This window comes from Mesorhizobium sp. CO1-1-7, assembly GCF_020164885.1.
GTDB classification, from domain to species: Bacteria; Pseudomonadota; Alphaproteobacteria; order Rhizobiales; family Rhizobiaceae; genus Mesorhizobium; species Mesorhizobium australicum.
Genome location: NZ_JAIUHA010000013.1, coordinates 1 through 22808 on the forward strand (window position 1 = coordinate 1; position 22808 = coordinate 22808).

Consider the following 22808-nt stretch of genomic DNA (forward strand, 5'->3'; position numbering starts at 1 on the left):
CAGAGGGGGGCGTGACAGAACGCCAGCCTCGCCATGCTATCGAAAAGAATTTCCCCTTCCGCGCCGCGCATTTCGGCAATATCACCGTGGCACTCGCCCCCGACCGGGGCCGCTCGGCCGACCGTCGCGCCGACTACCACGATCCGACCCTCCCGCCGCGCCATGCCCTGATCGCCTTTGGCCTGTGGCTGCGCAAATCGCTCGGCGTCGACGCTCTCGTCCATGTCGGCGCCCACGGCACGCTGGAATGGTTGCCCGGCAAGACCGTCGCGCTGTCGCAAACCTGCTTTCCCGAGATCGTCACCGGCGCATTACCAGTCATTTATCCCTTCATCGTCTCCAACCCAGGCGAAGCAGCGCAGGCCAAACGGCGCATCGCCGCCGTCACGCTTGGCCATTTGCCGCCGCCGCTGGCGGGCGCCGGACTGGACGAGGACCAGCACGAGCTCGAACGGCTGGTCGACGAATACGCCCAGGCCGACGGGCTCGACCGCCGTCGCCGCGACCGGCTCGCCAGGCTGATTGTCGAAACCGCGCAAAAGACCGGCCTTGCCTCGGAAGCCGGCGTCGCCCAGACCGACGCGCCCGACGAAGCGCTGCGCCGCATCGATGCCTGGCTCTGCGACCTCAAGGATTTCGCCATCAAGGATGGGCTGCACATCTACGGCCGCGTCCCCAACGACGAACCGGACTCCATGCGCCGGCAAAGCGCGGACGCCGAGAAAGCCTCCCTGCTCGCCGCGCTCGATGGCCGTCACGTCAAGGCGGGCCCGGCCGGCGCGCCCGCGCGCGGGCGCTCCGATGTTTTGCCCACCGGCCGCAACCTGTTCACCTCGGATCCGCGCACCATGCCGACGCCGACCGCCTATGATCTTGGCAAAGCCGCGGCGGAAGAAGTGGTGCGCGGCTACATGCAGTCGCATGGCGACTGGCCGCGTTCGCTGGTGATCGATCTCTGGGGCTCGGCTTCGCTGCGCACCGGCGGCGAGGAGATCGCGCAGGGCCTGGCCTTGATGGGCTGCCGGCCGCAATGGGACACTGCCACCGGCCGCGTCACCGGCATCGAGGTGCTGCCCCCGGCGGCGCTCGGCGGCCCGCGTGTCGACGTCACCTGGCGTATATCAGGTCTGTTCCGCGACATGTTCCCGACCCAGATCGCGCTGATCGACGCCGCCGCCAAGGCCGTTGCCGCGCGCGACGAGGACGATTCGGAAAACCCGCTCGCCGCCAAAACCCGCGCCGACGGCAAGGTCAGCCCACGGATCTTCGGCACTTCGCCCGGCACGTACGGCGCCGGCGTCGAAGACATGCTGTCGAGTGGCGACTGGACGGCGCGCGAAGAGATCGGCCGCGCCTATCTCGACGCGACCTCGCATGCCTATGGCGGTGCCGGCGGCGAAGGCGTCTCGGCACCTGGAGCGTTTGAAGACCGCATCGCCGAGGCCGATCTTCTCGTCCACACCGGCGACGACCCCGGCCGCGACATTCTCGAAGGCTCCGCCGACGTCGCCTTCATCGGCGGCTTCTCGGCCGCCTTGGCCACACTTGGCAGGAACGCCGACATCATCGTGCTCGACACCACGGATCCGCAGAGGCCAAAACCGCGATCGGTCGCCGAGGCGGTCTCGCGCGTGGTGCGCGCCCGTGCGGTCAATTCACGTTTCATATCGGGCCAGATGCGCCACGGCCCGCGCGGCGCCTCCGAATTCGCCGAAACCGTCGACCGGCTGGTCGGCTTCGCCGAGACCACCCATGCGATTTCAGGCGCGCTGATCCAGGCCGTGCACGATGCCTATCTTGGCGACGCCGACGTCCGCGCCTTTATCCTGCGCGAAAATCCCGCTGCCGCCAAAGTCATTGCCGAGCGCTTCCTGTCGGCGCGGCGGCGCGGCCTCTGGCATCCCTTGCGCAATTCCATCGACGACGATCTCGCCGCGCTGATCGCCGAGGCCAACGCGCTCGGGGTCGCGGCATGAACGCCTTCTCGCGCCGTGGCGCCTGCCCTGCTCTGTCCGCACCGATGCAGACAGGCGACGGCCTGCTGGTGCGGCTCAACCCGGTCGCTGGAGGCCCATCTTCCGGAGGGTTGTCCCCGAAGCTCTTGATCGCCCTGGCTGAGTCCGCCTCGCGGCACGGCAACGGCATCATGGAAGTGACGGCCCGCGGCAGCCTGCAGATCCGCGGCCTGACAACGGAAAGTGCCGCGTTGCTGGCGGCGGAGGTCGATGCGCTGGGCATCGCGGTGCGCACCGGCGTACCGGTCGAGACCGGCCCGCTGGCGGGTATCGACCCACACGAGATTGCGGATCCCCGGGCGATGGCTGAGCGGATCATGGCGGCGATCGAAGATGCCGGACTGGCACCAAGGCTGGGGCCGAAGGTTTCGGTGGTCGTCGACGGCGGCGGGCAGCTGACCCTGGATGCGGTGACGGCCGATGTCAGGCTGAAGGCGGTACGGAGTGGTGTCGGAGTTCAGTGGCAGGTGTCTGTTGCGGGTGATGGGCAGAGCGCAAGACTGCTGGTCGTGGCGGAAGAAGACACTGCGCGCGATATTGCGGTTGCGGTGCTCAGGATGGTTACCGAGAAGGGGCGGGAGTCTCATGCGCGGGATTTGTCGGAGCGGCAGTTGGTGTCTCTGGCGGGTTGGCTATGCTTGATGAGTTTGCGCGAGGCGCCCCCCTCTGTCCTGCCGGACATCTCCCCCTCAAGGGAGGAGATTACGATGTCACCGACGGTTTCGCCAATCTCCGGTGTTGTTAAGGAAAAGCCGGAGTCGAAGCTGCCGATCTCCCCCCCTGATGGGGAGATGTCCGGCAGGACAGAGGGGGGCGCCTCGCGCAAGCCTATCGGCTTTTTCTCCTTAGCCGGCGACATTTTCGCCTTCGGCATCGGCCTCCCCTACGGCAGCATGCCGGCGGACAAGATCATCGGCCTCGCGCAAAAAGCTCTTGCTCTCGGCACGTCAGAGATCCGCCTCGCCCCTGGCCGCGCCTTGCTTTTCCTCGGCCAGCCGACGGAAGCCAATCAATCCCTTCACCACACCGCCGCCACCCTCGGCTTCGTCACCTCTCCCACCGACCCGCGCACGCGCATCGCGGCCTGCCCCGGCGCCCCGGCCTGCGCTTCCGGCCGGATCGCGACCCGCGACATCGCCGAGGCGATCGCCACCGAAAACGCCGACATCCTCGATTTCACGCTGCACGTGTCGGGCTGCGCCAAGGGCTGCGCCAATCCCGGCCCGGCAGCGCTCACAATAGTCGGCGGCGAAAATGGAGCCGGACTTGTCGTGAACGCGACGGCAAAGGCTCTTCCTGCCGGCTACAGGCCGGGCTATGACGCCCCGCGCGGCTTCAGCCGCGTCGCGGCGATGATCCGCGGCGCACGATATCAGGGCGAAACCGCCGCCGCTTGCCTGACAAGGCTTGGCACGGCAGCAATCGCCGAAATGTACCAACAGGAATGAGCATGGCCGCCTACGACTATATCCACGACGGCACGGCGATCTACGAGCGCTCCTTCGCCATCATCCGCGCCGAGGCCGATCTCTCGCGCTTTTCCGAGGCCGAGGCCGATGTCGCCATCCGCATGATCCATGCCTGCGGCCAGGTCGAGGCGGCAAGTCATTTCGTTTTCTCCCCCGATTTCGTCAGCGCCGCGCGCAAAGCCCTTGCCGCCGGCGCGCCGATCTTCTGCGACGCCGAAATGGTCTCGCATGGCGTCACCCGCGCCCGGCTGCCGGCCGGCAATGAGGTGATCTGCACCTTGCGCGACCCGCGCACGCACGACATCGCGAGGCAGATCGGCAATACCCGCTCGGCGGCCGCCATCGACCTCTGGGGCGAGCGCATCGCCGGTTCGGTGGTCGCCATCGGCAACGCGCCGACCGCGCTCTTTTATCTCATGGAGAAGTTGCGCGATGGCGCGCCCAAGCCGGCAGCCATCATAGGCATGCCGGTCGGCTTCGTCGGCGCTGCCGAATCCAAGGACGCACTGGCCGAGAATTCCTATGGCGTGCCCCATGCCATCGTGCGCGGCAGGCTTGGCGGCAGCGCCATGACCGCCGCCGCGCTCAATTCACTGGCGAGGCCGGGCCTGTGAACGCGCTCCCCAAAGGCCGTCTCGTCGGTGTCGGCACAGGTCCCGGCGACCCAGAATTGTTGACGCTGAAGGCCGCGCGGGTGCTGGCCGAGGCCGATGTCGTGGCGTATTTCGCCAAGCGTGGCAACAACAGCAATGCGCGCGCCATCGTCGAGGCGCGCTTCCGGCCCGACATGCTGGAACTGCCGCTGCTCTATCCCGTGACCACCGAGATCGACAAGGACCACGACGATTACCGGTCGCAGATCACGGGTTTCTACGAGGAGTCGGCGGAACAGGTCGCCGAGCACCTCGACGCCGGCAGGGTGGTTGCCGTGCTGTCCGAAGGCGATCCCCTGTTCTACGGGTCCTACATGCATCTGCATGTCCGCCTTGCCCATCGTTTCCCCACCGAGGTCATTCCCGGCATCACCGCAATGTCCGGCTGCTGGTCGCAGACCGGTGTGCCGATCGTCCAGGGCGACGACGTGCTGACCGTGCTGCCCGGCACGATGAGCGAGTTCGAGCTGACGCGCCGCCTCGCCGACACCGACGCCGCCGTCATCATGAAGGTCGGCCGCAACCTGCCCAAGATCAGGCGCGCGCTTGAGGCGACCGGCAGGCTGACGCGCGCCGTCTATGTCGAGCGCGGCACGATGGCCGGGAGCGTCTCGATGAAACTTGCCGACAAGCCGGACGACAAGGCGCCCTACTTCGCCATCGTGCTGGTTGCCGGCTGGTCCGGTCGACCGGGCGCGGCTGGAGCCCAGATATGAGCGGCCGTCTCACCGTCATCGGCCTTGGGCCCGGCAATGCCGACCAGGTCACGCCGCAAGCCAGCCGCGCTATCGTCGAGGCAAAATTCTTCTACGGCTACAAGCCATATCTCGACCGGCTCGACCTGCGCCCGGACCAGACCCGTGTCGCTTCAGACAACCGCGAGGAACTCGCCCGCTCCAAGGATGCCTTGACCAAGGCCGCCGAGGGTCACGACGTCGCCGTGGTGTCGGGCGGCGATCCCGGCGTCTTCGCCATGGCCGCAGCGGTCTGCGAGGCCATCGAGGCCGGTCCGGCCGAATGGCGCGCGGTCGATGTCGCTGTCGTGCCCGGCGTCACCGCCATGCTCGCGGTCGCCGCCCGCATCGGCGCGCCGCTTGGCCACGACTTCTGCGCTATCTCGCTGTCCGACAATCTGAAGCCTTGGGATCTGATCGAACTGCGTCTTCTGGCGGCGGCCGGCGCCGGCTTCGTCATTGCGCTCTACAATCCGATCAGCAAGGCGCGTCCCTGGCAGCTTGGCCGCGCCTTCGAATGCCTGGCCGCCATCCTGCCCGGCACGACGCCGGTGATCTTCGGCCGCGCCGCCGGCCGGCCCGACGAGCGCATCGAGGTCTATCTGCTGGCCGATGTCGACGCAGAAAAGGCCGACATGGCGACCTGCATCATCATCGGCTCGCCGGAGACCCGGATCATCAAGCGCGGCGAAAAGCCGGCGCTGGTCTACACGCCGCGCTCGGCGTCGGGCTCGACGAAATGACGGACCATCGCGGCCAGCGCTTCGACTGTTTCAGCCGAGGGCACATCCGGCAGGACGGGCCTGCGCACCATGATCACCTCGATGCCGAGCGTTCGCGCCGCGGCAATCTTCCCGTATGTCGCCGTGCCGCCGCTGTTCTTCGACACCACGACATCGATGCGATGCTTTTCGAGCAGCACGCGCTCGTCGGTCTCGCCAAACGGCCCGCGCGCCAGCAGATAGTCGGCATCGGGCACAACCAGCTTCGGCTCGACCGGATCGACACTGCGGATGAGGTAGTGGTGTTGGGGTGCGGCCTCGAAGTCGGTGACCTCCTGCCGGCCCAGCGCCAGAAACACGCGGCGCGGCACATCGCCAAGCGCCCGCGCCGCCCCGGCAACGCTGTCGACCTCAAGCCAGCGGTCGCCCTGGACGACATCCCAGCCCGGACGCCGCAAGGCAAGGATCGGCACGCCAATGGCGCGTGCCGCTTGCGCGGCATTGACGGAGATACGCGCCGCGTAGGGATGCGTGGCATCGATCAGCAGACCAGTGCCTTTCTCCCTGAGGTAAGCGGCCAAACCGTCGGCACCCCCGAACCCTCCACTTCGCACGGGTACGCCCTGCGCGACGGGGTTTTCCGTACGGCCGGCCAGCGACAGCGTGACCGAGCAATCGGCGCGCGCCGCCAGTTTTCCGGCCAGTTGCCGGGCTTCGGTGGTGCCGCCGAGGATCAGAATGCGGTGGGTCATCATGCCTGCTGAGGGTCCCCGCGCCGCCAAGCCCAACCCGAGATGGCTCACAATCGTCGGCATCGGTGAGGACGGTTTAGCGGGTCTCGGCGACGAGGCCAAGCGGCGGATCGCCGAGGCGGAGTTCATCTTCGGCGGCAAGCGGCACTTGGCGCTCGTCGCTTCCTTCGCCAAGGGCAAGCCGCGTCCCTGGCCGGTTCCTTTCGATGCCGGGATGGCCGACGTCCTGGCGCTTGCCGGTAGGAACGTCTGCGTGCTCGCCTCCGGCGACCCGTTCTTCCACGGGGTCGGCGCCACCCTCGCCCGCAAGGTCAAGCCGCGCGAGATGCACGTCATACCAGCGCCGTCGGCGTTGTCGCTGGCCGCGGCGCGGCTTGGCTGGGCGCTACAGGATATCGAGACCGTCTCACTGCACGGCCACCCGATCGACCTGATCCGCCCACTGCTGCAGCCCAACGCCCGCATCCTGGCGTTGACATCCGATGGCTTCGCTCCGGCGGCGGTTGCCCGCCTGCTCGCCGAACTCGACTTCGGCACTTCGCGGCTGACGGTGCTGGAAGCGTTGGGCGGGCCGAAGGAGACATTGCGCTCGGTTCGCGCCGATGCCTTCGACCTCGAAAACATCAATCCGCTCAATGTCCTGGCCATCGAAATTGATTCGGCCCCGCAGGCGCGCGTGCTGTCGCTCACGGCAGGCCTCGCCGACCATCTGTTTGAGCATGACGGCCAGATCACCAAGCGCGAAATCCGCGCTATCACCCTGTCGGCGCTGGCGCCGAGGCGCGGCGAATTGCTGTGGGATGTCGGCGCCGGCTCGGGCTCGATCGGCATCGAATGGATGCTCGCCCACCCTTCGCTGAGCGCCATCGCCATCGAGGTCGACCCGTCCCGCGCCGCTCGCATCGCCCACAACGCCGTCGCTTGCGGCGTTCCCGGCCTCCTCATTGTGGAAGGCAGCGCGCCCAAGGCCCTGGCCAGACTGGAGACACCTGATGCCATCTTCATCGGCGGCGGCGGCAGCGACGCCGGCGTTATGAATGCCGCCATCAGAGCCTTGCGCGCCGGCGGCCGTCTTGTCGCCAACGCGGTGACGTTGGAAATGGAAGCCCTGCTCCTCGCCCAGCACACAAAGCGCGGCGGCGACCTCACCCGCATCGGCATCTCCCGCGCTTCGCCGGTCGGCTCCATGCAGGCATGGCGGCCGGCCATGCCCGTCACGCAATGGAGCTGGGTGAAGCCATGATGGTCGCGGGCATCGGCAGCCGAAGGGGCGTCACCGTCGAGGACGTGCTCGCGGCCGTAGAAACCGCACTCGAAACGCATGGCCTGGCGATGACAGCTCTTTCGGCACTGGCCACCGCGGCGCTCAAGAAGGATGAAGACGCCATCGCCGCCGCCGGTCGCAAGCTGAACCTTCCCGTCATTATCGTCGACGACGCAGCCCTTCAGGCCGCCTCGCCGGGTACGCTCAGCAGCTCCAGCCTCTCGCGGAAGCTGGTGGGCACGCCATCGGTCTCGGAAGTCTCCGCCCTTGCCGTCGCCGGCAAAGGCGCGACGCTGCTCGGTCCCCGCACGGTGCTCGGTCCGGTCACCTGCGCCATCGCCATCAGCGGAGACGCGCCATGACCGTCCATTTCATCGGCGCCGGCCCAGGTGCGGCCGACCTCATCACGCTGCGTGGCGCAAGGCTCCTGGCGAGTTGCCCGGTCTGCCTCCACGCCGGCTCCATCGTCGCGCCGGAACTGCTGCAGCATTGCGCGCCGGGAACGAAGCTGATCGATACCGCGCCGATGTCGCTCGACGAGATCGAGGCTGAATATGTGGCCGCCCACATGGCCGGCTATGATGTTGCCCGCCTGCATTCCGGCGACCTGTCGATGTGGAGTGCCGTCGCCGAGCAGATCCGCCGGTTGGAAAAGCATGACATCCCCTACACGCTGACGCCGGGTGTCCCTTCCTTCGCGGCCGCCGCCGCCGCACTTCGCCGCGAGCTGACCATCCCCGAAGTCGGGCAAAGCCTGGTGCTGACCCGCGTTTCCGGACGTGCGTCGAAAATGCCGCCCGGCGAAACGCTGGCCGGCTTCGGCCGCACCGGCGCCACGCTGGCCATCCACCTTGCCATCCACGCCATCGACCGCGTCGTCGCCGAGCTGACGCCGCACTATGGCGGCGATTGCCCGGTGGCGATCGTCTTCCGCGCCTCGTGGCCGGACGAACGCGTGCTGACCGGCACGCTGGAATCCATCGAGGCACAACTGGCGGCCGATCCGATGGAGCGCACAGCCATCATCTTCGTCGGCCGCTCGCTGGCGGCACAAGATTTCGGCGAGAGTTCATTGTACGACGCCCATTACCAGCGGCGTTTTCGCGGACGGGACGGATTGTGAGCGCCAGCACTGGAAATAACCGCGAAAACGCCACACTCGAACAGGCGCTCGCGCGGCTGAACTTCAAGCCGCGTTCGCTTGAGCCGGGGCATGTCTGGCTGGCCGGCGCCGGTCCCGGCGATCCCGGCTGCCTGACGCTGGAGGTGCTGGCGGCATTGGCCGAGGCGGATGCGCTGGTCTACGACGCGCTGGTATCGCCCGATGTGGTTGCTGTTGCCGGAAGTGCCGAGCTTTTCTTTGCGGGAAAACGCGGCGGCAAGCCCTCGATGAAGCAGGACGACATCACAGCCCTGCTGGTTCGACTGGCGCGCGAAGGCCGCCGCGTCATCAGGCTGAAGGGCGGCGACCCCTATATTTTCGGCCGTGGCGGCGAAGAGGCGCTGGCGCTGGCGCGTGAGAACATCCCGTTCCGCGTCCTGCCAGGCCTCACCTCGGGTCTCAGCGCGCTCGCCGCCACCGGCATTCCCGCCACCATGCGCGGCATCAACAAGGCTGTCATTCTGGCGACCGGCCACGCCGCCGGTACCGATGACGATCTCGACTGGGCGGCAATCGCCCGCACCGGCCAGCCGGTCGTCGTCTATATGGGCATGGCCAATCTGCCTCTCATAGCAGCCGCCCTGCTCGACGGCGGACTGGCGCCATCGACACCGGCGGCCGTGATCGTCGCCGCGACGACGCCGCAGGAAAGGACCGTCGTCGCCACGCTCGCCACCATTGCCGAGGCAGCGGCGGCGGCCGGGCTCGCCTCGCCGGCATTGATCGTCGTCGGCGGCATCGTCGCCATGCGCGCGGCATTGGCGGGCGGGGCATGACAGCCCGGGCGATCATCATCGGCGCGCCGCGCTCTGGTTCGGGCAAGACCAGCGTCACCATCGGCATCCTGCGCGCACTCACCCGGCGTGGCCTGAAAGTGCGCGGCGCCAAGTCCGGCCCCGACTATATCGACCCCGGCTTCCACACCGCCGCCACCGGCCTGTCCGGCGTCAATCTCGACAGCTGGGCGATGTCACCGTCGCTGCTCAATGCGCTCGCCGCGCAAGCGGCCGACGACACCGATTTCGTCATCCTCGAAAGCGCCATGGGCCTGTTCGACGGCATCCCGGCCTCGCCTGGCCGCACCGGTTCGGCTGCCGATCTGGCCCGGCTCTACGGTCTGCCGGTGCTGCTGGTGCTCGACGTGTCAGGCCAGTCGACGACGGCGGCGGCCGTCGCCAAGGGTTTTGCCACGTACGACCCGGATGTGCGCATGGCCGGCGTCGTGCTCAACCGGCTGGGCAGCGAGCGCCATCGGAAGCTGTCCGGCGACGCCATCGAGGCGATCGGCCTGCCCGTCGTCGGCGCTATTTTGCGCGACCCCTCGCTCAATTTGCCCGAGCGCCATCTCGGCCTCGTCCAGGCCGGCGAATATGACGACCTGATGGCGCATCTCGACCGGCTCGCCGACACGGCGGAGAAGTCGCTCGACCTCGACGCGGTCATGGCCCTGGCAACGCCCTTCGCCCCGGCAGCAGGTTCCTTCGCCGACGCGCTGCGGCCGCCCGGTCAACGCATCGCGCTTGCCGAGGATGCCGCCTTCACCTTCCTCTACCCGCATGTCGCCGCTTATTGGCGCAAGGCCGGCGCGGAAATCGTCCCGTTCTCGCCGCTCGCCGACGAAGCGCCGGACGAGGATTGCGATGTTTGCTGGCTGCCCGGCGGCTATCCCGAGCTTCATGCCGGCAAACTCACGGCCGCCGCGAATTTCCATGCGGGGATGGCACGTTTCGCCACGACAAAGCCGATCCATGGCGAATGCGGTGGCTTCATGGTGCTTGGTGAAGCGATGGAGGATGCATCAGGCGAAACGCATCGCATGCTCGGCCTGCTCGGCCATTCCACCAGCTTCGCCAGGCGCAAGATGAATCTTGGCTACCGCGAGGCTCGGCTGCGTGCCGATTGCCCGCTGGGTTCGCAGGGCGCGCTGATCCGGGGTCACGAATTCCACTATGCGCAGATGACGGCCACCGGCAATGACGAGCCGCTGGCTGACCTTGCCGATGGCCAGGGCAATCCGCTCGGCGCCTCAGGCTACCGGCGCGGCCATGTCAGCGGCACCTTCTTTCATGCGATTGCGAGGAGCTAGGGCCATGAAGCTCCCGAAAATCACCCTGTCGCCCCGGCAAGTCCTCGACGACATCGCGCTTTGCCTGGTCTTCTTCACCCGCCTGCCGCTGCCCGTGTTTGATTTTCGCGGCCGCAACCTCGCCGCCGCGATCTGGGCCGCCCCCATTGCCGGCCTTGTCGTCGGCCTGATCGGCGCCATCGTTTTTGCCACGGCGGAACGCTTTGGCCTTGCCATTGGGCCGGCGGCTGCCCTTGCCCTTGTTGCAACCGTGGCTACCACGGGCTGCCTGCACGAGGATGGATTGTCGGACGTTGCCGACGGCTTCGGTGGCGGCAAGTCGCGCGGCCGCAAGCTCGAGATCATGCGCGACAGCCGCATCGGCGCTTATGGCGCCATGGCGCTGGCGCTGGCGCTGCTGATCCGCTGGAGCGCGCTGTCGCAAGTGGTGGAACCCACACAGGCTCTGTTTGCGCTCGTGGCGGCGCACGCAGCCTCGCGTGGCGTGCTCGGCGCTTTCATGCATCTCTTGCCACCGGCGCGGTCCGACGGCCTGTCGGCTGGCGCCGGCACCGTTTCGCTCGAAACGGCAATAGCCGGAGCCGTGCTCGGCGCGATACCACTGCTCCTGCTCGGGCTTGGCGGCGCCATTGCCGCGCTCATCCTGCTCGGCCTGTTCTTTGCCGCCTTCCACGCCCTTTGCCTCAACCAGATCGAGGGCCAGACCGGCGACACGGTTGGCGCCTTGCAGCAGTTGAGCGAAATCGCGGTGCTTCTCGTCGCTTCCGTCGCCCTTTCCTGACCCCCTTGACCTGATTCCCTTCCGGAGACATTGCCCCCATGCCCTTCAAATCCCTCGCTGAACTGCGCGCCGCCTGCCTCGACCTGCCTGCCGGCAGCGAGGTGGCCGCCAGTGCCGTCGCTCGCCGCCAGGACACGCTGACCAAGCCGCAAGGCAGCCTCGGCAAACTCGAAGCGATCGCCGCCTGGCTGGCGCGCTGGCAAGGCCGCGACATGCCTAGGCTCGACCGCGTGAAAGTCTTCGTCTTCGCCGGCAACCATGGCGTCACCGCGCAGGGCGTGTCGGCCTATCCTTCCGAAGTCACCGTGCAGATGGTGGCGAATTTTGCCGGCGGCGGTGCCGCCATCAACCAGCTCGCCCGCATCGCCGGCGCGGAACTCGACGTCATCCCGCTTGATCTAGACCATCCCACCGGTGACTTCACGCAAGTGCCGGCAATGGATGAGAAGGCCTTCCTCGCCGCTGTTTCGGCCGGCTATGACGCCGTGACGAAAGACCTCGACCTGGTCTGCTTTGGCGAAATGGGCATCGGCAACACGACGCCCGCCGCCGCCATTTCGGCTGCCTTGTTCGGCGGCGGCGCCGAAAAATGGACCGGGCGCGGCACCGGCATCGACGATGCCGGCCTGAAGCGCAAGGTGGTCGCCATCGAAGCCGGCCTGAAGCGCCATGCCGCCGCCCTCGCAGACCCGTTGGGGGTCGCAGCCACGCTCGGGGGGCGCGAACTCGCCGCCATCTTCGGCGCCACGGTAGCCGCCCGTCATCTCGGCATACCCGTGCTGCTCGACGGCTTCGTCTGCACCGCCGCCGCCGCGCCGCTGGCGAAGCTGCACCCGACCGGCCTTGCCCATACGATCGCCGCCCATGTCTCAGCCGAATCGGGTCACCGCGGCCTGCTCGAAGCGCTCGCCCTGCCGCCGCTGCTCGATCTCGGCATGCGGCTCGGCGAAGGCTCCGGCGCGTGCCTCGCCGTCAACATCGTCCGCTCGGCGCTGGAGTGCCATGCGAGAATGGCAAGCTTTGCCGAGGCTGGGGTTTCGGAGAAATAATCCGTCAAACTTTTAACGTGATTGAGCCAAAATAATAACGTCGTTTTGATTGTTACGTGAGATCAGTAGATCTCATGTGGAGATCAGGCGATGTATTTGAAGGCGATAATTGTCATTGCACTGCTTTTCGGCACTGCTGCGCCAGCTTTTTCGCAGTATGTCGATGAGAACGGCCGCTTCCGGCACGCGGGCGACGACGGGCTGGCCAAGGTCCAGTCCAGCCTGACCATGACCCTTCCGGTCAAGGACGAAGAGGATGTCGCCACACAGCAGCAAGCCGCGCTGCGTTCGTTCTACAAGGTCGCTGCCGCCAGTTGCGCCATGGTGCTCGATACCGTCGCCGACACGTGCGAGGTAACCAGCGTGACCACGAACGTCAACGCCAGGGATCGCAGCATGGGAGGCGCTGCGGGATCGCAGATGACGGTGACCGGGCAGATCGCCATGAAGGTCAAGTTCAAGGCCAGTATTGGCAAACCGGCGCAGTGAACGGCCATTGCGGTACGAGACGCGCCAAACGCGTCTCGTCTCTAGGTCTTTCCACCAAGTCTTCTAGGAATTTGGTGGGTGCGCACAGGATTGAACTGTGGACCCGCTGATTAAGAGTCAGCTGCTCTACCAACTGAGCTACGCACCCACTCGGCCGGCAAAAACCGGCGTTGGCGGGCATATAGCCGCCGATACCGGTCCTGTCCAGCCCTGCTGGAATCATTTCCCGACAAATCGACCGGGGCTCTCTCCAATCAGGCGAAAAGCTTGCCTTCCGCCACCTTGATCGCATGCCCGCCAATGCGCGCGGACGCCAGTTTTCCGCCTTGCACGGTCAGTTCGAGGCGGATGCGCGACGGCCGGCCCATCTCCAGTCCCTGTTCGATCCATAGCTGCGAAACCCCGTCCGTCGGACCGTCGAAATGCATGATGGCGCCGGCGAAGGCCGCCGCTGCCGAACCGGTCGCCGGGTCCTCATAGGAAGGCGTGCCGGGAACGATCATGCGGACATGGAAAGCGCTTTCGTGATTCACCGTCTCGCGGCAATAGACGTACGGGCTGGCGAAGGCCCATTCGCTCTTGCGCGGCGCCAGTTCCGACCATGCCTGGTTGTCCAGCCGGATGCGGTCCGCCGCTTCGAGATTGGCGACAGGAATGGTCACATAGGGCACGCCGGCCGACCAGAAGGCGATGCGGTGATTCTCGAAGCCGATCTCGTGCGGCGCCAGGCCAAGGGCAGCGCCGATCGCCTCTGGATCGGCCTCCAGCTTCAGCGGCTCCGGCAATTTCGCCAGGTCGAACTCGGCGAAGGTGGCGCCATCATGCGTGCTGACCGCGCAACGCACCGGGCCGATGTTTTCTTCAAGCACGAAGATGCCGGCGCCGCCCTCGCCCGCCAGTTCGGCCAACGCGATGGCCGAGCCCACCGTCGGATGGCCGGCGAATGGCATTTCATAGTCGGGCGTGAAGATACGGATGCGGTTGCGGTGCTTGGGATTGTCCGGCGGCAACACGAAAACCGATTCGGACAGGTTGAACTCGCGCGCGATGGCCTGCATCGCTGCCGTGTCCAGACCTTTGCAATCCAACACCACCGCCAGCGGGTTGCCGGCCAGTCGCTCGGTCGTAAACACATCGTAAAGTAAGTAATTCCGGGTTTGCATCCCTGCCTCAATCCCAACATGGGCGAAATTTAATTTGATATTCGAACCGGTAAGCCTGATCTGTGCACAGACAGGGACATTACGCATCATAGGGGTCCGACGTGGACCAGATTGTCAATCTGCCAAAGACGGAATCGGATTCCGCCATCGAGACGGCGCTTGGGCTCGACCAGACCGGTCGACGCAGGACGCGCCGGCGTGGCTGGCTCTATGCGTTGCTGACCCTCATCGTGCTTGCCGCCGGCCTTGGCCTCTATCAATGGTATGCGGGCACGCCGGCCAGGATTGACTACACCACGGTGCCGGCCGCCAAGGCCGACCTCACCGTCCAGGTATCGGCGACAGGCACGCTGCAGCCGCTCACCCAGGTCGACATATCAAGCCAGCTCTCAGGCATCATACGCTCGGTCGCGGTCAACGAGAACCAGCAGGTGAAGAAGGGCGACGTGCTGGCGGCCCTCGACACCGCCAAGCTGCAGGTCCAGATCGAACGCGCCGAAGCGTCCGCTAAGGGAGCGGCCGCCAATGTGGAGGACGCCAGGGTGACGCTCGCCGAGAACGAGAGTGCGCTTGTCCGCGCCGCGGCCCTGACCAAGCGTGGCATGGCAACCGACCAGTCGCTCGAGGCGGCGACGGCGACGCGCGACCGTTCCAAGGCGGCACTCGATAGCGCCGAGGCCAATCTCGCCATCGCCAATGCCGATCTCAAGTCGCAGCAGACCGACCTTGCCAACAGCACCATCTACGCGCCGATCGACGGCATCGTGCTGACGCGTTCGGTCGACCCCGGCCAGACGGTCGCTTCCTCGCTGCAGGCGCCGGTGCTGTTCATCATCGCCGCCGATTTGAGGAACATGGAACTGGTGGCAGCGGTCGACGAAGCCGATATCGGCGCGGTCAAGTCGGGCCAGCATGCCCGTTTCACCGTCGACGCTTTCCCGGAGCGGCCGTTCGATGCCAAAATCCGCGACATCTCCTATGCCTCGGTCACGACGGACGGCGTCGTCACCTACAATGCGCGGCTCGAAGTCGACAACAACGAGTTGCTGCTGCGGCCCGGCATGACCGCCACCGTTTCTGTGGTCACGAGGGAAGCCAAGGGCGTGCTCACCGTGCCCTCGTCCGCTTTCCGCTATCGCCCGGCGCAGCAAGCGGCGCGCGGCTGGAGCCTGAGCGACCTGTTCACCGGCCGCATGGGCCGCGGCAATCGCCAGCGCCCGGTGGCGAAGGCCCCGACCGATGGTTCCCGCACGCTCTATGTGCTGGAGAACGGCCGCCCGCATCCGGTCAACGTCAAGATCGGTTCGACCGATGGCGAGCTGACCGAGATCACCTCCGGCCTGGAGGAAGGCGCGCAGATCATCACCGCTTCGCAGTCGCGGAGCTGAGGCAGTGGCCGCGGGCGCCCCCCTCATCACCTTTGACAAGGTCTGGAAGAGCTACGGCCAGGGCGAAGCCAAGGTGCATGCGCTGGCCGGAGTCGATCTTGCCATCCGGCGCGGTGAATTCGTCGCCATCATGGGCCCATCGGGCTCCGGCAAGTCGACGGCGATGAACATCATCGGTTGCCTCGACACGCCTACGGCCGGAACCTATTCCTTCATGGGCGTCGATGCCGGCCGGCTCGACCGCAACCGCCGCGCCATGCTGCGCAACCTCTATGTCGGCTTCGTCTTCCAGGGCTACAATCTCTTGGCCCGCACCACCGCGGCCGAAAATGTGGAACTGCCGCTGATCTATCGTGGTGTCGCCGCCCGCGAGCGCCGCGACCTTGCCATGCAGGCGCTGGCCGAGGTCGGCCTTGTCGGCCGCGAGCATCACACGCCGGCCGAACTCTCCGGCGGCCAGCAGCAGCGCGTGGCGATCGCACGCGCCATCGTCACCAGGCCGACGCTGCTCGTCGCCGACGAGCCGACCGGCAATCTCGACACCGCACGCACGCATGAGATCATGGAGCTGCTGACGCGGCTGAACAAAGAGCTTGGCCTGACCGTCACCATGGTCACCCACGAAGCCGATGTCGCCGAATATGCCGAGCGCACCATCCGCTTCCTCGACGGCCATGTCGCCTCCGACACCATGAATATGGAGATGGCATGATCTGGGAAACCGTCCGCCTCTCGATGCGCTCGATCCGCCGCAACGTGCTACGCTCGTTCCTGACCTTGCTCGGCATCGTCATCGGCGTCGCCGCCGTCATTGCCATGCTGACCATCGGCTCCGGCACCACGCAAAAGGTCAAGTCCGACATTTCCAAGCTCGGCAGCAATCTTCTGGTCGTCCGAGCCGGGCGCCCGGCCGGCCCCGGCGGTCCGGGCGGGCTCGACCAGGCGGTGCGGCCGCTGGCGGAAAAGGATCTGGCGGCGCTGGTTGCGCATCTCACCGGTGCGCGCGCCATCTCGCCGGCGGCGCAGAAGCAGGTGCGCGTCATCTTCGGCACCGAGAGCCTGACCTCTGGCGTCACCGGCACCGACAGCGCCTATCTCGACGCACGCGACTGGAAACTGGTGTCCGGCCGCCCGTTCAGCGATTCCGAAACCCGCTCCGGCACCGGTGTGTGCCTGATCGGCGAGACGGTGCGCCAGCAATTCTTCGGCGCCGGCGATCCCGAGGGCGAGATCATCCGCGTCAACCGCACCTCCTGCAGGATCGTCGGACTGCTCGAGCCGAAAGGCTACACCGGCTTCGGCCAGGACCAGGACAATGTCGTGCTGATGCCCCTCGCCGCCTATCAGCGCCGCATCGCCGGCAATCGCGACATCGACAACATCTACATCGCCGCCGACGACCGCACGCCGACCACCGAATTGCAGCCGCGCGTCGAGGACATCTTGCGCGATGCGCGCCGCATCACGCCCGATCGCGAGAGCGATTTCGGCATCCGCGACATGACCCAGATCGCCGACGCCATGGCCAGCGCCACCACGACGATGACCGGCATGCTGGGCGCGGTCGCCGGTGTCAGCCTGCTGGTCGGCGGCATCGGCATCATGAACATCATGCTGGTGTCGGTCACCGAACGCACGCGCGAGATCGGCATCAGGCTCGCCATCGGCGCGCATGAAAAGCACATCCTCATCCAGTTCCTGGTCGAGGCGACGGTGCTGTCGCTGCTTGGCGGCATCATCGGCATCCTGATTGGGCTGGCGCTGGCCGGCCTTGCCTCGGTGACGCTGACCATACCTTTCGCGCCAAGCCCGGCCGTCATTCTGCTTGCCGTCGGCTTCTCCGCGCTGATCGGCATGGTGTTCGGCTTCTTCCCGGCGCTGCGCGGCGCCAGGCTCGATCCGATCGACGCGTTGCGTCACGAGTAAAGGAGCAAGCTGCGAAGGCAGCCCGGCACTCCGGGCCGGTGTTACACAACCTTCTGCTCAAGAGGGTCATGGAGGATCGTGCGACGCTTGCCGGCAGGCATCGCCGCGATACAACCAGTACGCACCGATATTAGTCTGCGCGCGCGAAATGCCACTCGATCAGCGGCTTCATGTGCGGCGACAGGCCGTCCGGCAGGTCGCCGGCATGGCGGATGATCACCGGCCCCTCGATCTCCGGGTCGGCTTCGGTGGCGACGAAGGCCGAGATTCGGCGCGCGATCTCGTCGGCCGACGCGTCGACGTGATAGCGGCGGAAAATGACGGTGCCGCTTGCCGTCGACAGGGCGTGCCAGCGCACACCACGCCTGGCGTTCGACAGGTCGATGCCGGTCTCCTCGCGCACCTCGCGCATCATGTTGAAATCGACATCGACGAGACCGTCGCGGAAATCGATCGGCTCGAACGAACCGGCGGCGAAATAGACCCGGCCGGCACTGACGGTTCGCGGTCCCATGCGGATCGCCACCAGAGCGTTGTCCCCGGCCACCAGCACGGCATGGGCATAGGCGTGTTCGGCGCCGGAATTCTCGCGCCGCTTCCGCCACAGCATGAAGGTCGAGTAATTGACCGCATGGCAGCGGCCGATAAGGCTGCGGTCGCGATAGGCAAGCTCGGAAAGCAGCACCACAATGCCGTCGAACAGCGCCGGATTGGCCTCGATCTCGCCCCGCCAGTTCTCGGCAATCGCCGCGGCATTCTCCACCGCGAAGGGATGCGGGCCGGGATCGAGACGGACATCGATGGCATCGACCGGCAGGATGACGTTGCGCGGAAGATCAAAATTCATGTCGGCTCAGGCCATGTCCAGCGTGATCGCCACCGGGCAATGGTCCGAGGCCTTTGGCCGGTCCCAGCCGGCGCGCGGGAAGCGTTCGACTTCCTGGCCCGCGGGAAAGATCGTGCGCCAGGGTTGGCCATTGCGGATGATGTCGGGAACTGCGGTGGCGTTCTTCGCCGCCAGCCCCTTCGACAGCAGGATATAGTCGAGCTGGCACAGATGCCGCTCTTGCGGCCCGCGTGTGTGATAGAAGGTCCAGCGGTTCATTTCCGGCCGCCGCTCGACCACATTTTCACAGAAGCCGCCCGCCGTCAGCACATTGATGCAGGACAGGTTCTCGTCGACCACCTCGAAACGGTAGCCGTCGACCTCATCGCCGGCGATCTTCACCCGCTGGCGGTAATCGTTCATGTCGCCGCAGATCGCCCAGCGCTTGTCGGCCGCGTGCTCCGCCCCGAAACGCTCCTCGATGATGCGCCGCACGGCCTGCGCCTCCGCGATGCGCACCGGCATTGTCGCCTCGCGTCCGTCGAGCCCGTTGCGGGGAGAGCCCATGGACTTGAAGTGCACGAGATAGAGCGTCATCGGCGCGCCGCCCACCTTGATGTCGACCTCCAGGCAGTCGCGCCGGAAGATGCGTTCATTGGGCTGGTTGCCGAGGGCCGCCAGCTCGGGCGTATGCAACCCGAACTGCTCGTAGGTGACATAGGCGTGGCTGGTCATGCGCACGAATTCGATCGGCTGTCCCTGCGCGGTCTCGTTGCGCATCATCACCGCGACATCGATGCCGCGCGAATCATTGCCCGACGTGGTGTATTTCTGGCGGTAGCCCTGCCCCACCATCTTGAACAGATAGCCGTACTCGAAGGCCTTCAAGGCCTCGATGTTGTCGACCTCCTGCATGCAGATGATGTCGGCACGGGCGGCGGCAATCGCCAACGCCGTCAGCTGGCGCGTGTCGTCGGATTGCGCGATGGCGCGCGCCTGTTCCAGCATCTTGTATTCGGCCTCGCTCTGGATATCGAAGAGCGCCAACGTGCGATCCTCGTTGAGCTGGTTGCGAAAGCCGGAAAAATCGAACCTGTTCATCAGGTTCTCGACATTGAAGGTGGCAAGGCGCAGCGACATGCGCTGACCTTTGCCTGCAAGAGCGGCGGAAAACAAGATCGCAGGACCACAAGCAGGGACCCCTTGGTCCTGGTGGCCTTCGCGCCATGGTTGACGGAACCTTTCCGTTCATCCGCCGTTCAGACGCAAAGGTCCACGGTAAGCCCATTCCCAGGGTAGGCGTGGGGCCTGTTCTCTTGGAGAAGTGCAATGAACGCGCTCTTTTCTTCCACTGTCAAATCCGGGCTGATAGCGCTCGGTATTGTCTCCGGCATCACGGCGCCATCCGCTGCCGCGCCGATTCTGCAGCCGGATGTGTCGATCCCGGCCAGCACCGCCGCGCCGACGGTCATCCCGGTCCGCGAGGGCTGGGCTGGCGGCAACAACGGCGGCGATTGGAGATGGCGCCGGTCAGGCAATTGGAACGGCCGCCATTGGAATGGCGGAGGCAACTGGAGCGGCCACCACTGGAATGGTGGTGGCAACTGGAACCGCGGCGACAACTGGCGCTGGCGCCATGGCCGCCATCATTATCGTGGCGGACGCTACTACGATGATGGCGCTGCGGCGGTCCTCGGTCTCGGCCTGGGGCTCGGCCTCGGCAGCATGTACAACAACTACAACAACTACGATTACTATGCGCCGGCGCCGCGCCGCTATTATCGCGCCGGCCGGTTGTCGAACGCGCATGTGCAATGGTGCTATAACCGCTACCGCTCGTATCGCGCCTACGACAACACGTTCCAACCCTATAACGGCCCGCGCCAGCAGTGCTGGTCGCCCTATAGTTGAGTTGCCTGAGACTAGAAATGAAAACGGCGCCACGTGGCGCCGTTTTCATGATTGATAGTGGAGCGTGGTTCGCTCAGTTCTTGGCCTTGTCGACCAGCTTGTTCTTGGAAATCCATGGCATCATGGCGCGCAGCTTGGCGCCGACTTCCTCGATCTGGTGGCCGTCGTTGTTGCGGCGGATGCCCTTGAAGCGGGACATGCCGGCGCGGTATTCCTGCATCCATTCCGAGGTGAACTTTCCAGTCTGGATGTCCTTCAGCACGCGCTTCATCTCGGCCTTGGTCTCGGCGGTGATGATGCGCGGACCCGAGACATATTCGCCCCACTCGGCGGTGTTCGAGATCGAGTAGTTCATGTTGGCGATGCCGCCTTCATAGATCAGGTCGACGATCAGCTTGACCTCGTGAAGGCACTCGAAATAGGCCATTTCCGGCGCATAGCCGGCTTCCACCAGCGTCTCGAAGCCGGCGCGGATCAGTTCGACCAGGCCGCCGCACAGCACGACCTGCTCGCCGAACAGGTCGGTCTCGCATTCCTCGCGGAAATTGGTCTCGATGATGCCCGAACGGCCGCCGCCAACGCCGCAGGCGTAGGAAAGCGCGAGATCGAGCGCGTTGCCCGAGGCGTCCTGGTTGACGGCGACCAGGCACGGCACGCCGCCGCCCTTCTGGTATTCGCCGCGCACCGTGTGGCCCGGGCCCTTTGGCGCGATCATGACGACGTCGACGGTCGACTTCGGCTCGATGAGGCCGAAATGCACGTTGAGACCGTGCGCGAAGGCGATCGCGGCACCGTCGCGGATGTTCGGCGCGATTTCGTTCTTGTAGATGTCGGCCTGCAATTCGTCGGGCGTCGCCATCATCATCAGATCGGCCCATTTGGCGGCGTCGGCGACGCTCATCACCTTGAGCCCGTCGGCCTCGACCTTCTTGGCGGTCGCCGAGCCGGCCTTGAGACCGATGGCGATCTCCTTGGCGCCGGAATCCTTGAGGTTGAGCGCATGCGCCCTGCCCTGGCTGCCATAGCCGATGATGGCGACCTTCTTGCCCTTGATCAGGTTGAGATCGGCATCACGATCGTAATAGACACGCATTTTGTCTTCCTTCCCGTTTTTGAAGATCAGAGGCCTTGCGGCCCGGTTTTTGCTCCGAAAAGAGCGAGAAACTGCTGCGTCGCGCGGACGGCATCGCCGCCGATCGTCGCTTCAGTCAATTCCAGCCGGTCGCCGAGCAGCAGGCGGATCTGCACGTCCCGGCCAACCAGCCCGAAAAAGGTACGGAAGGCCATCTCGGCATCCCCGAATTCAAGGAGCCCGGCCTGCCGACCGGCTTCCAGCACGGGCTTCAGCCGCTTGGCCAGCGCAAAGCGCCCATTCTCCAGCACGACGGCGCCGAGATTGTCCTTCCCCGAACCGGCATGGCCGACCGCCACCCTATTGAGGGCGATCGACGTATCGCTGGAGATCACCTTCAACCAGTCGGAGCCAAAGCGCTCCAGGCTCGCCGTGAGCGAGGCAAGATCAAGCCCCTTGCCGCCGACCGAAGCCACCCGCACTTTCGAGGCCTGCCACTGCACGGTCGCCGTCAAGAGCCCGTCGCGATCGCCGAACCATTTGTAGAGTGTTTCCTTCGAGCAGCTCGCGCGACGCGCCACGGCGGTCATGGTCAGGTGATCGCCCTCCTCGACCAGCAGCCGCAAAGCCGCGTCCAGAACGGCCTGCTGCCGCTCCGTCAGCGCCTCGCTGTTGTCGATGTCGGGTACGCTGTGCAACACGCTCTTCCCTCGGAAGGACAAGGCAGGGCGTGAATTCGACCTGCCGTACCGTACGTTACGGTTCGGCATATTGCGCAATCCGGTGAGCGGCGCAAGGGCAAAGAAGAAAAAATCCGCTGATGTCCGCGCAGCCGCGCAGTCCGCATGCTCAGTCCCCGGTAGGCGGATGACGCAGGCGGCCCAGCAGTGCCGAGACCGTGCTCAGCTCATCCGACGACAGCTTCGCGCCAACCAACTCCTCGATCGTCCTGCCGTAGATTGCCCACATGCGGCGGCGCGTCTCCCGTCCCTTGGCCGTGACGCGGATGGTCTGGCCGCGGCCATCGTCGGCCACCGGCAGTTTCTCGACCAGCCCGTCGGCCTCGAGCCGGGCCAATAGACGCGAGATGTTGTACTGCGCGAACAGGGTGCGTTCGGTCAATTGAAACGGCCGCAAACCGCCCTCGCCCGCCTCGGCAAGCTCGTGCAGCACATCGTACCAGGCGAGCGGCGGCAGGCCGCCCTCCTTCAGCGCGTCTTCGGCCCGTTCCAGCAGTTGGCGCGAAACCCGCATCAGGCGGGCCCAGGCCTTGATGGCTTCAGGCGAAGGCTTGTCTTTTTCGGTCATGGCCCACCCTAGGCGATAGATGCAGATGCATCAAGCTT

At 66.0% G+C, this 22808-nt stretch carries 24 protein-coding genes and 1 tRNA gene; 17 read left to right on the top strand and 8 right to left on the bottom strand.

What is annotated here, in order from left to right; translation table 11 throughout:
• From LB516_RS25460 to LB516_RS25480, 5 genes are all read left to right on the top strand, one after another.
• Positions 1-1976: cobaltochelatase subunit CobN (locus LB516_RS25460; RefSeq protein WP_224720572.1), on the top strand; the 1976-nt coding region annotated here is incomplete at its 5' end.
• A complete protein-coding gene (gene cobG / locus LB516_RS25465) occupies positions 1973-3463 on the top strand; it encodes a precorrin-3B synthase (protein ID WP_224720573.1) in 1491 nt (496 codons plus the stop codon). The genes LB516_RS25460 and cobG, both read left to right, overlap by 4 nt.
• A gap of 2 nt (positions 3464-3465) precedes the next feature.
• Positions 3466-4098, top strand: a complete 633-nt coding sequence (locus LB516_RS25470) for a precorrin-8X methylmutase (protein ID WP_224720574.1) — start codon at positions 3466-3468, stop codon at positions 4096-4098.
• Positions 4095-4853, top strand: coding sequence for a precorrin-2 C(20)-methyltransferase (locus tag LB516_RS25475; protein WP_140822119.1), 759 nt, complete (start codon positions 4095-4097; stop codon positions 4851-4853). Before LB516_RS25470 ends, LB516_RS25475 begins: the two co-directional genes overlap by 4 nt.
• Positions 4850-5614, top strand: a complete 765-nt coding sequence (locus LB516_RS25480; protein ID WP_140822121.1) for a precorrin-3B C(17)-methyltransferase — start codon at positions 4850-4852, stop codon at positions 5612-5614. Before LB516_RS25475 ends, LB516_RS25480 begins: the two co-directional genes overlap by 4 nt.
• Here the strand turns inward: LB516_RS25480 and LB516_RS25485 are convergent.
• Positions 5578-6345 carry a cobalt-precorrin-6A reductase gene (locus LB516_RS25485; protein ID WP_224720575.1) on the bottom strand — a complete coding sequence of 256 codons (768 nt, stop codon included), beginning with the start codon at positions 6343-6345 and terminating at the stop codon, positions 5578-5580. The two genes, LB516_RS25480 and LB516_RS25485, sit on opposite strands and share 37 nt — an antisense overlap.
• Position 6346: 1 nt before the next feature.
• On the opposite strand from LB516_RS25485, the gene cbiE reads away from it, so the two are divergent.
• From cbiE to LB516_RS25525, 8 genes are all read left to right on the top strand, one after another.
• Positions 6347-7588, top strand: a complete 1242-nt coding sequence (gene cbiE / locus LB516_RS25490) for a precorrin-6y C5,15-methyltransferase (decarboxylating) subunit CbiE (protein WP_224720576.1) — start codon at positions 6347-6349, stop codon at positions 7586-7588.
• Positions 7585-7971, top strand: a complete 387-nt coding sequence (locus LB516_RS25495; RefSeq protein ID WP_224720577.1) for a cobalamin biosynthesis protein — start codon at positions 7585-7587, stop codon at positions 7969-7971. The genes cbiE and LB516_RS25495 overlap by 4 nt, the downstream gene beginning before the upstream one ends.
• On the top strand, positions 7968-8732 hold the full coding sequence (gene cobM / locus LB516_RS25500; RefSeq protein WP_224720578.1) for a precorrin-4 C(11)-methyltransferase: 765 nt from the start codon (positions 7968-7970) through the stop codon (positions 8730-8732). The genes LB516_RS25495 and cobM overlap by 4 nt, the downstream gene beginning before the upstream one ends.
• The gene (gene cobA, locus LB516_RS25505) at positions 8729-9547 is read left to right on the top strand and encodes a uroporphyrinogen-III C-methyltransferase (RefSeq protein WP_140873428.1); all 819 of its coding nucleotides are present in this window, start codon (positions 8729-8731) and stop codon (positions 9545-9547) included. Before cobM ends, cobA begins: the two co-directional genes overlap by 4 nt.
• Positions 9544-10857, top strand: coding sequence for a cobyrinate a,c-diamide synthase (locus tag LB516_RS25510; RefSeq protein WP_224523245.1), 1314 nt, complete (start codon positions 9544-9546; stop codon positions 10855-10857). The genes cobA and LB516_RS25510 overlap by 4 nt, the downstream gene beginning before the upstream one ends.
• Positions 10858-10861: 4 nt before the next feature.
• Positions 10862-11638 carry an adenosylcobinamide-GDP ribazoletransferase gene (gene cobS / locus LB516_RS25515; protein WP_140724064.1) on the top strand — a complete coding sequence of 259 codons (777 nt, stop codon included), beginning with the start codon at positions 10862-10864 and terminating at the stop codon, positions 11636-11638.
• A 38-nt stretch (positions 11639-11676) separates the two neighbouring features.
• A complete protein-coding gene (gene cobT / locus LB516_RS25520) occupies positions 11677-12687 on the top strand; it encodes a nicotinate-nucleotide--dimethylbenzimidazole phosphoribosyltransferase (RefSeq protein WP_224623073.1) in 1011 nt (336 codons plus the stop codon).
• A 90-nt stretch (positions 12688-12777) separates the two neighbouring features.
• Positions 12778-13176, top strand: coding sequence for a hypothetical protein (locus LB516_RS25525; protein WP_224720579.1), 399 nt, complete (start codon positions 12778-12780; stop codon positions 13174-13176).
• Positions 13177-13248: 72 nt separating this feature from the next.
• Here LB516_RS25525 and LB516_RS25530 read toward each other — a convergent pair.
• A tRNA-Lys gene (locus LB516_RS25530) sits at positions 13249-13324 on the bottom strand.
• Between the two features lie 106 nt (positions 13325-13430).
• Positions 13431-14339, bottom strand: a complete 909-nt coding sequence (locus tag LB516_RS25535) for a PhzF family phenazine biosynthesis protein (RefSeq protein ID WP_224720580.1) — start codon at positions 14337-14339, stop codon at positions 13431-13433.
• A 101-nt stretch (positions 14340-14440) separates the two neighbouring features.
• Here LB516_RS25535 and LB516_RS25540 point away from each other — a divergent pair, with 101 nt between their 5' ends.
• The 3 genes from LB516_RS25540 to LB516_RS25550 are packed head-to-tail and all read left to right on the top strand — an operon-like array spanning position 14441 to position 17653.
• Positions 14441-15727, top strand: a complete 1287-nt coding sequence (locus LB516_RS25540) for an efflux RND transporter periplasmic adaptor subunit (protein ID WP_224720581.1) — start codon at positions 14441-14443, stop codon at positions 15725-15727.
• A 4-nt stretch (positions 15728-15731) separates the two neighbouring features.
• Complete coding sequence (locus LB516_RS25545) at positions 15732-16439, top strand: ABC transporter ATP-binding protein (RefSeq protein WP_015317319.1); 708 nt, start codon at positions 15732-15734, stop codon at positions 16437-16439.
• Positions 16436-17653, top strand: a complete 1218-nt coding sequence (locus LB516_RS25550; RefSeq protein WP_224720582.1) for an ABC transporter permease — start codon at positions 16436-16438, stop codon at positions 17651-17653. Before LB516_RS25545 ends, LB516_RS25550 begins: the two co-directional genes overlap by 4 nt.
• Before the next feature lie 130 nt (positions 17654-17783).
• Here LB516_RS25550 and LB516_RS25555 read toward each other — a convergent pair whose 3' ends face one another.
• Positions 17784-18500: a hypothetical protein gene (locus LB516_RS25555; protein ID WP_224720583.1), complete on the bottom strand. Its 717-nt coding sequence runs from the start codon at positions 18498-18500 to the stop codon at positions 17784-17786.
• A gap of 6 nt (positions 18501-18506) precedes the next feature.
• Positions 18507-19619 carry an endonuclease/exonuclease/phosphatase family protein gene (locus tag LB516_RS25560; protein WP_015317313.1) on the bottom strand — a complete coding sequence of 371 codons (1113 nt, stop codon included), beginning with the start codon at positions 19617-19619 and terminating at the stop codon, positions 18507-18509.
• Between the two features lie 189 nt (positions 19620-19808).
• Here LB516_RS25560 and LB516_RS25565 point away from each other — a divergent pair, with 189 nt between their 5' ends.
• A complete protein-coding gene (locus tag LB516_RS25565) occupies positions 19809-20390 on the top strand; it encodes a BA14K family protein (RefSeq protein WP_224720584.1) in 582 nt (193 codons plus the stop codon).
• A 73-nt stretch (positions 20391-20463) separates the two neighbouring features.
• Here LB516_RS25565 and ilvC read toward each other — a convergent pair whose 3' ends face one another.
• The 3 genes from ilvC to LB516_RS25580 form a co-directional block, all read right to left on the bottom strand.
• Complete coding sequence (ilvC, locus tag LB516_RS25570; RefSeq protein WP_140788742.1) at positions 20464-21483, bottom strand: ketol-acid reductoisomerase; 1020 nt, start codon at positions 21481-21483, stop codon at positions 20464-20466.
• Positions 21484-21509: 26 nt separating this feature from the next.
• Entirely contained in the window at positions 21510-22163 is a 654-nt protein-coding gene (locus tag LB516_RS25575) for a TetR/AcrR family transcriptional regulator (protein WP_015317311.1), read from the bottom strand.
• A gap of 148 nt (positions 22164-22311) precedes the next feature.
• Complete coding sequence (locus LB516_RS25580) at positions 22312-22770, bottom strand: MarR family winged helix-turn-helix transcriptional regulator (RefSeq protein ID WP_224720585.1); 459 nt, start codon at positions 22768-22770, stop codon at positions 22312-22314.
• Between the last annotated feature and the right edge of the window lie 38 nt (positions 22771-22808).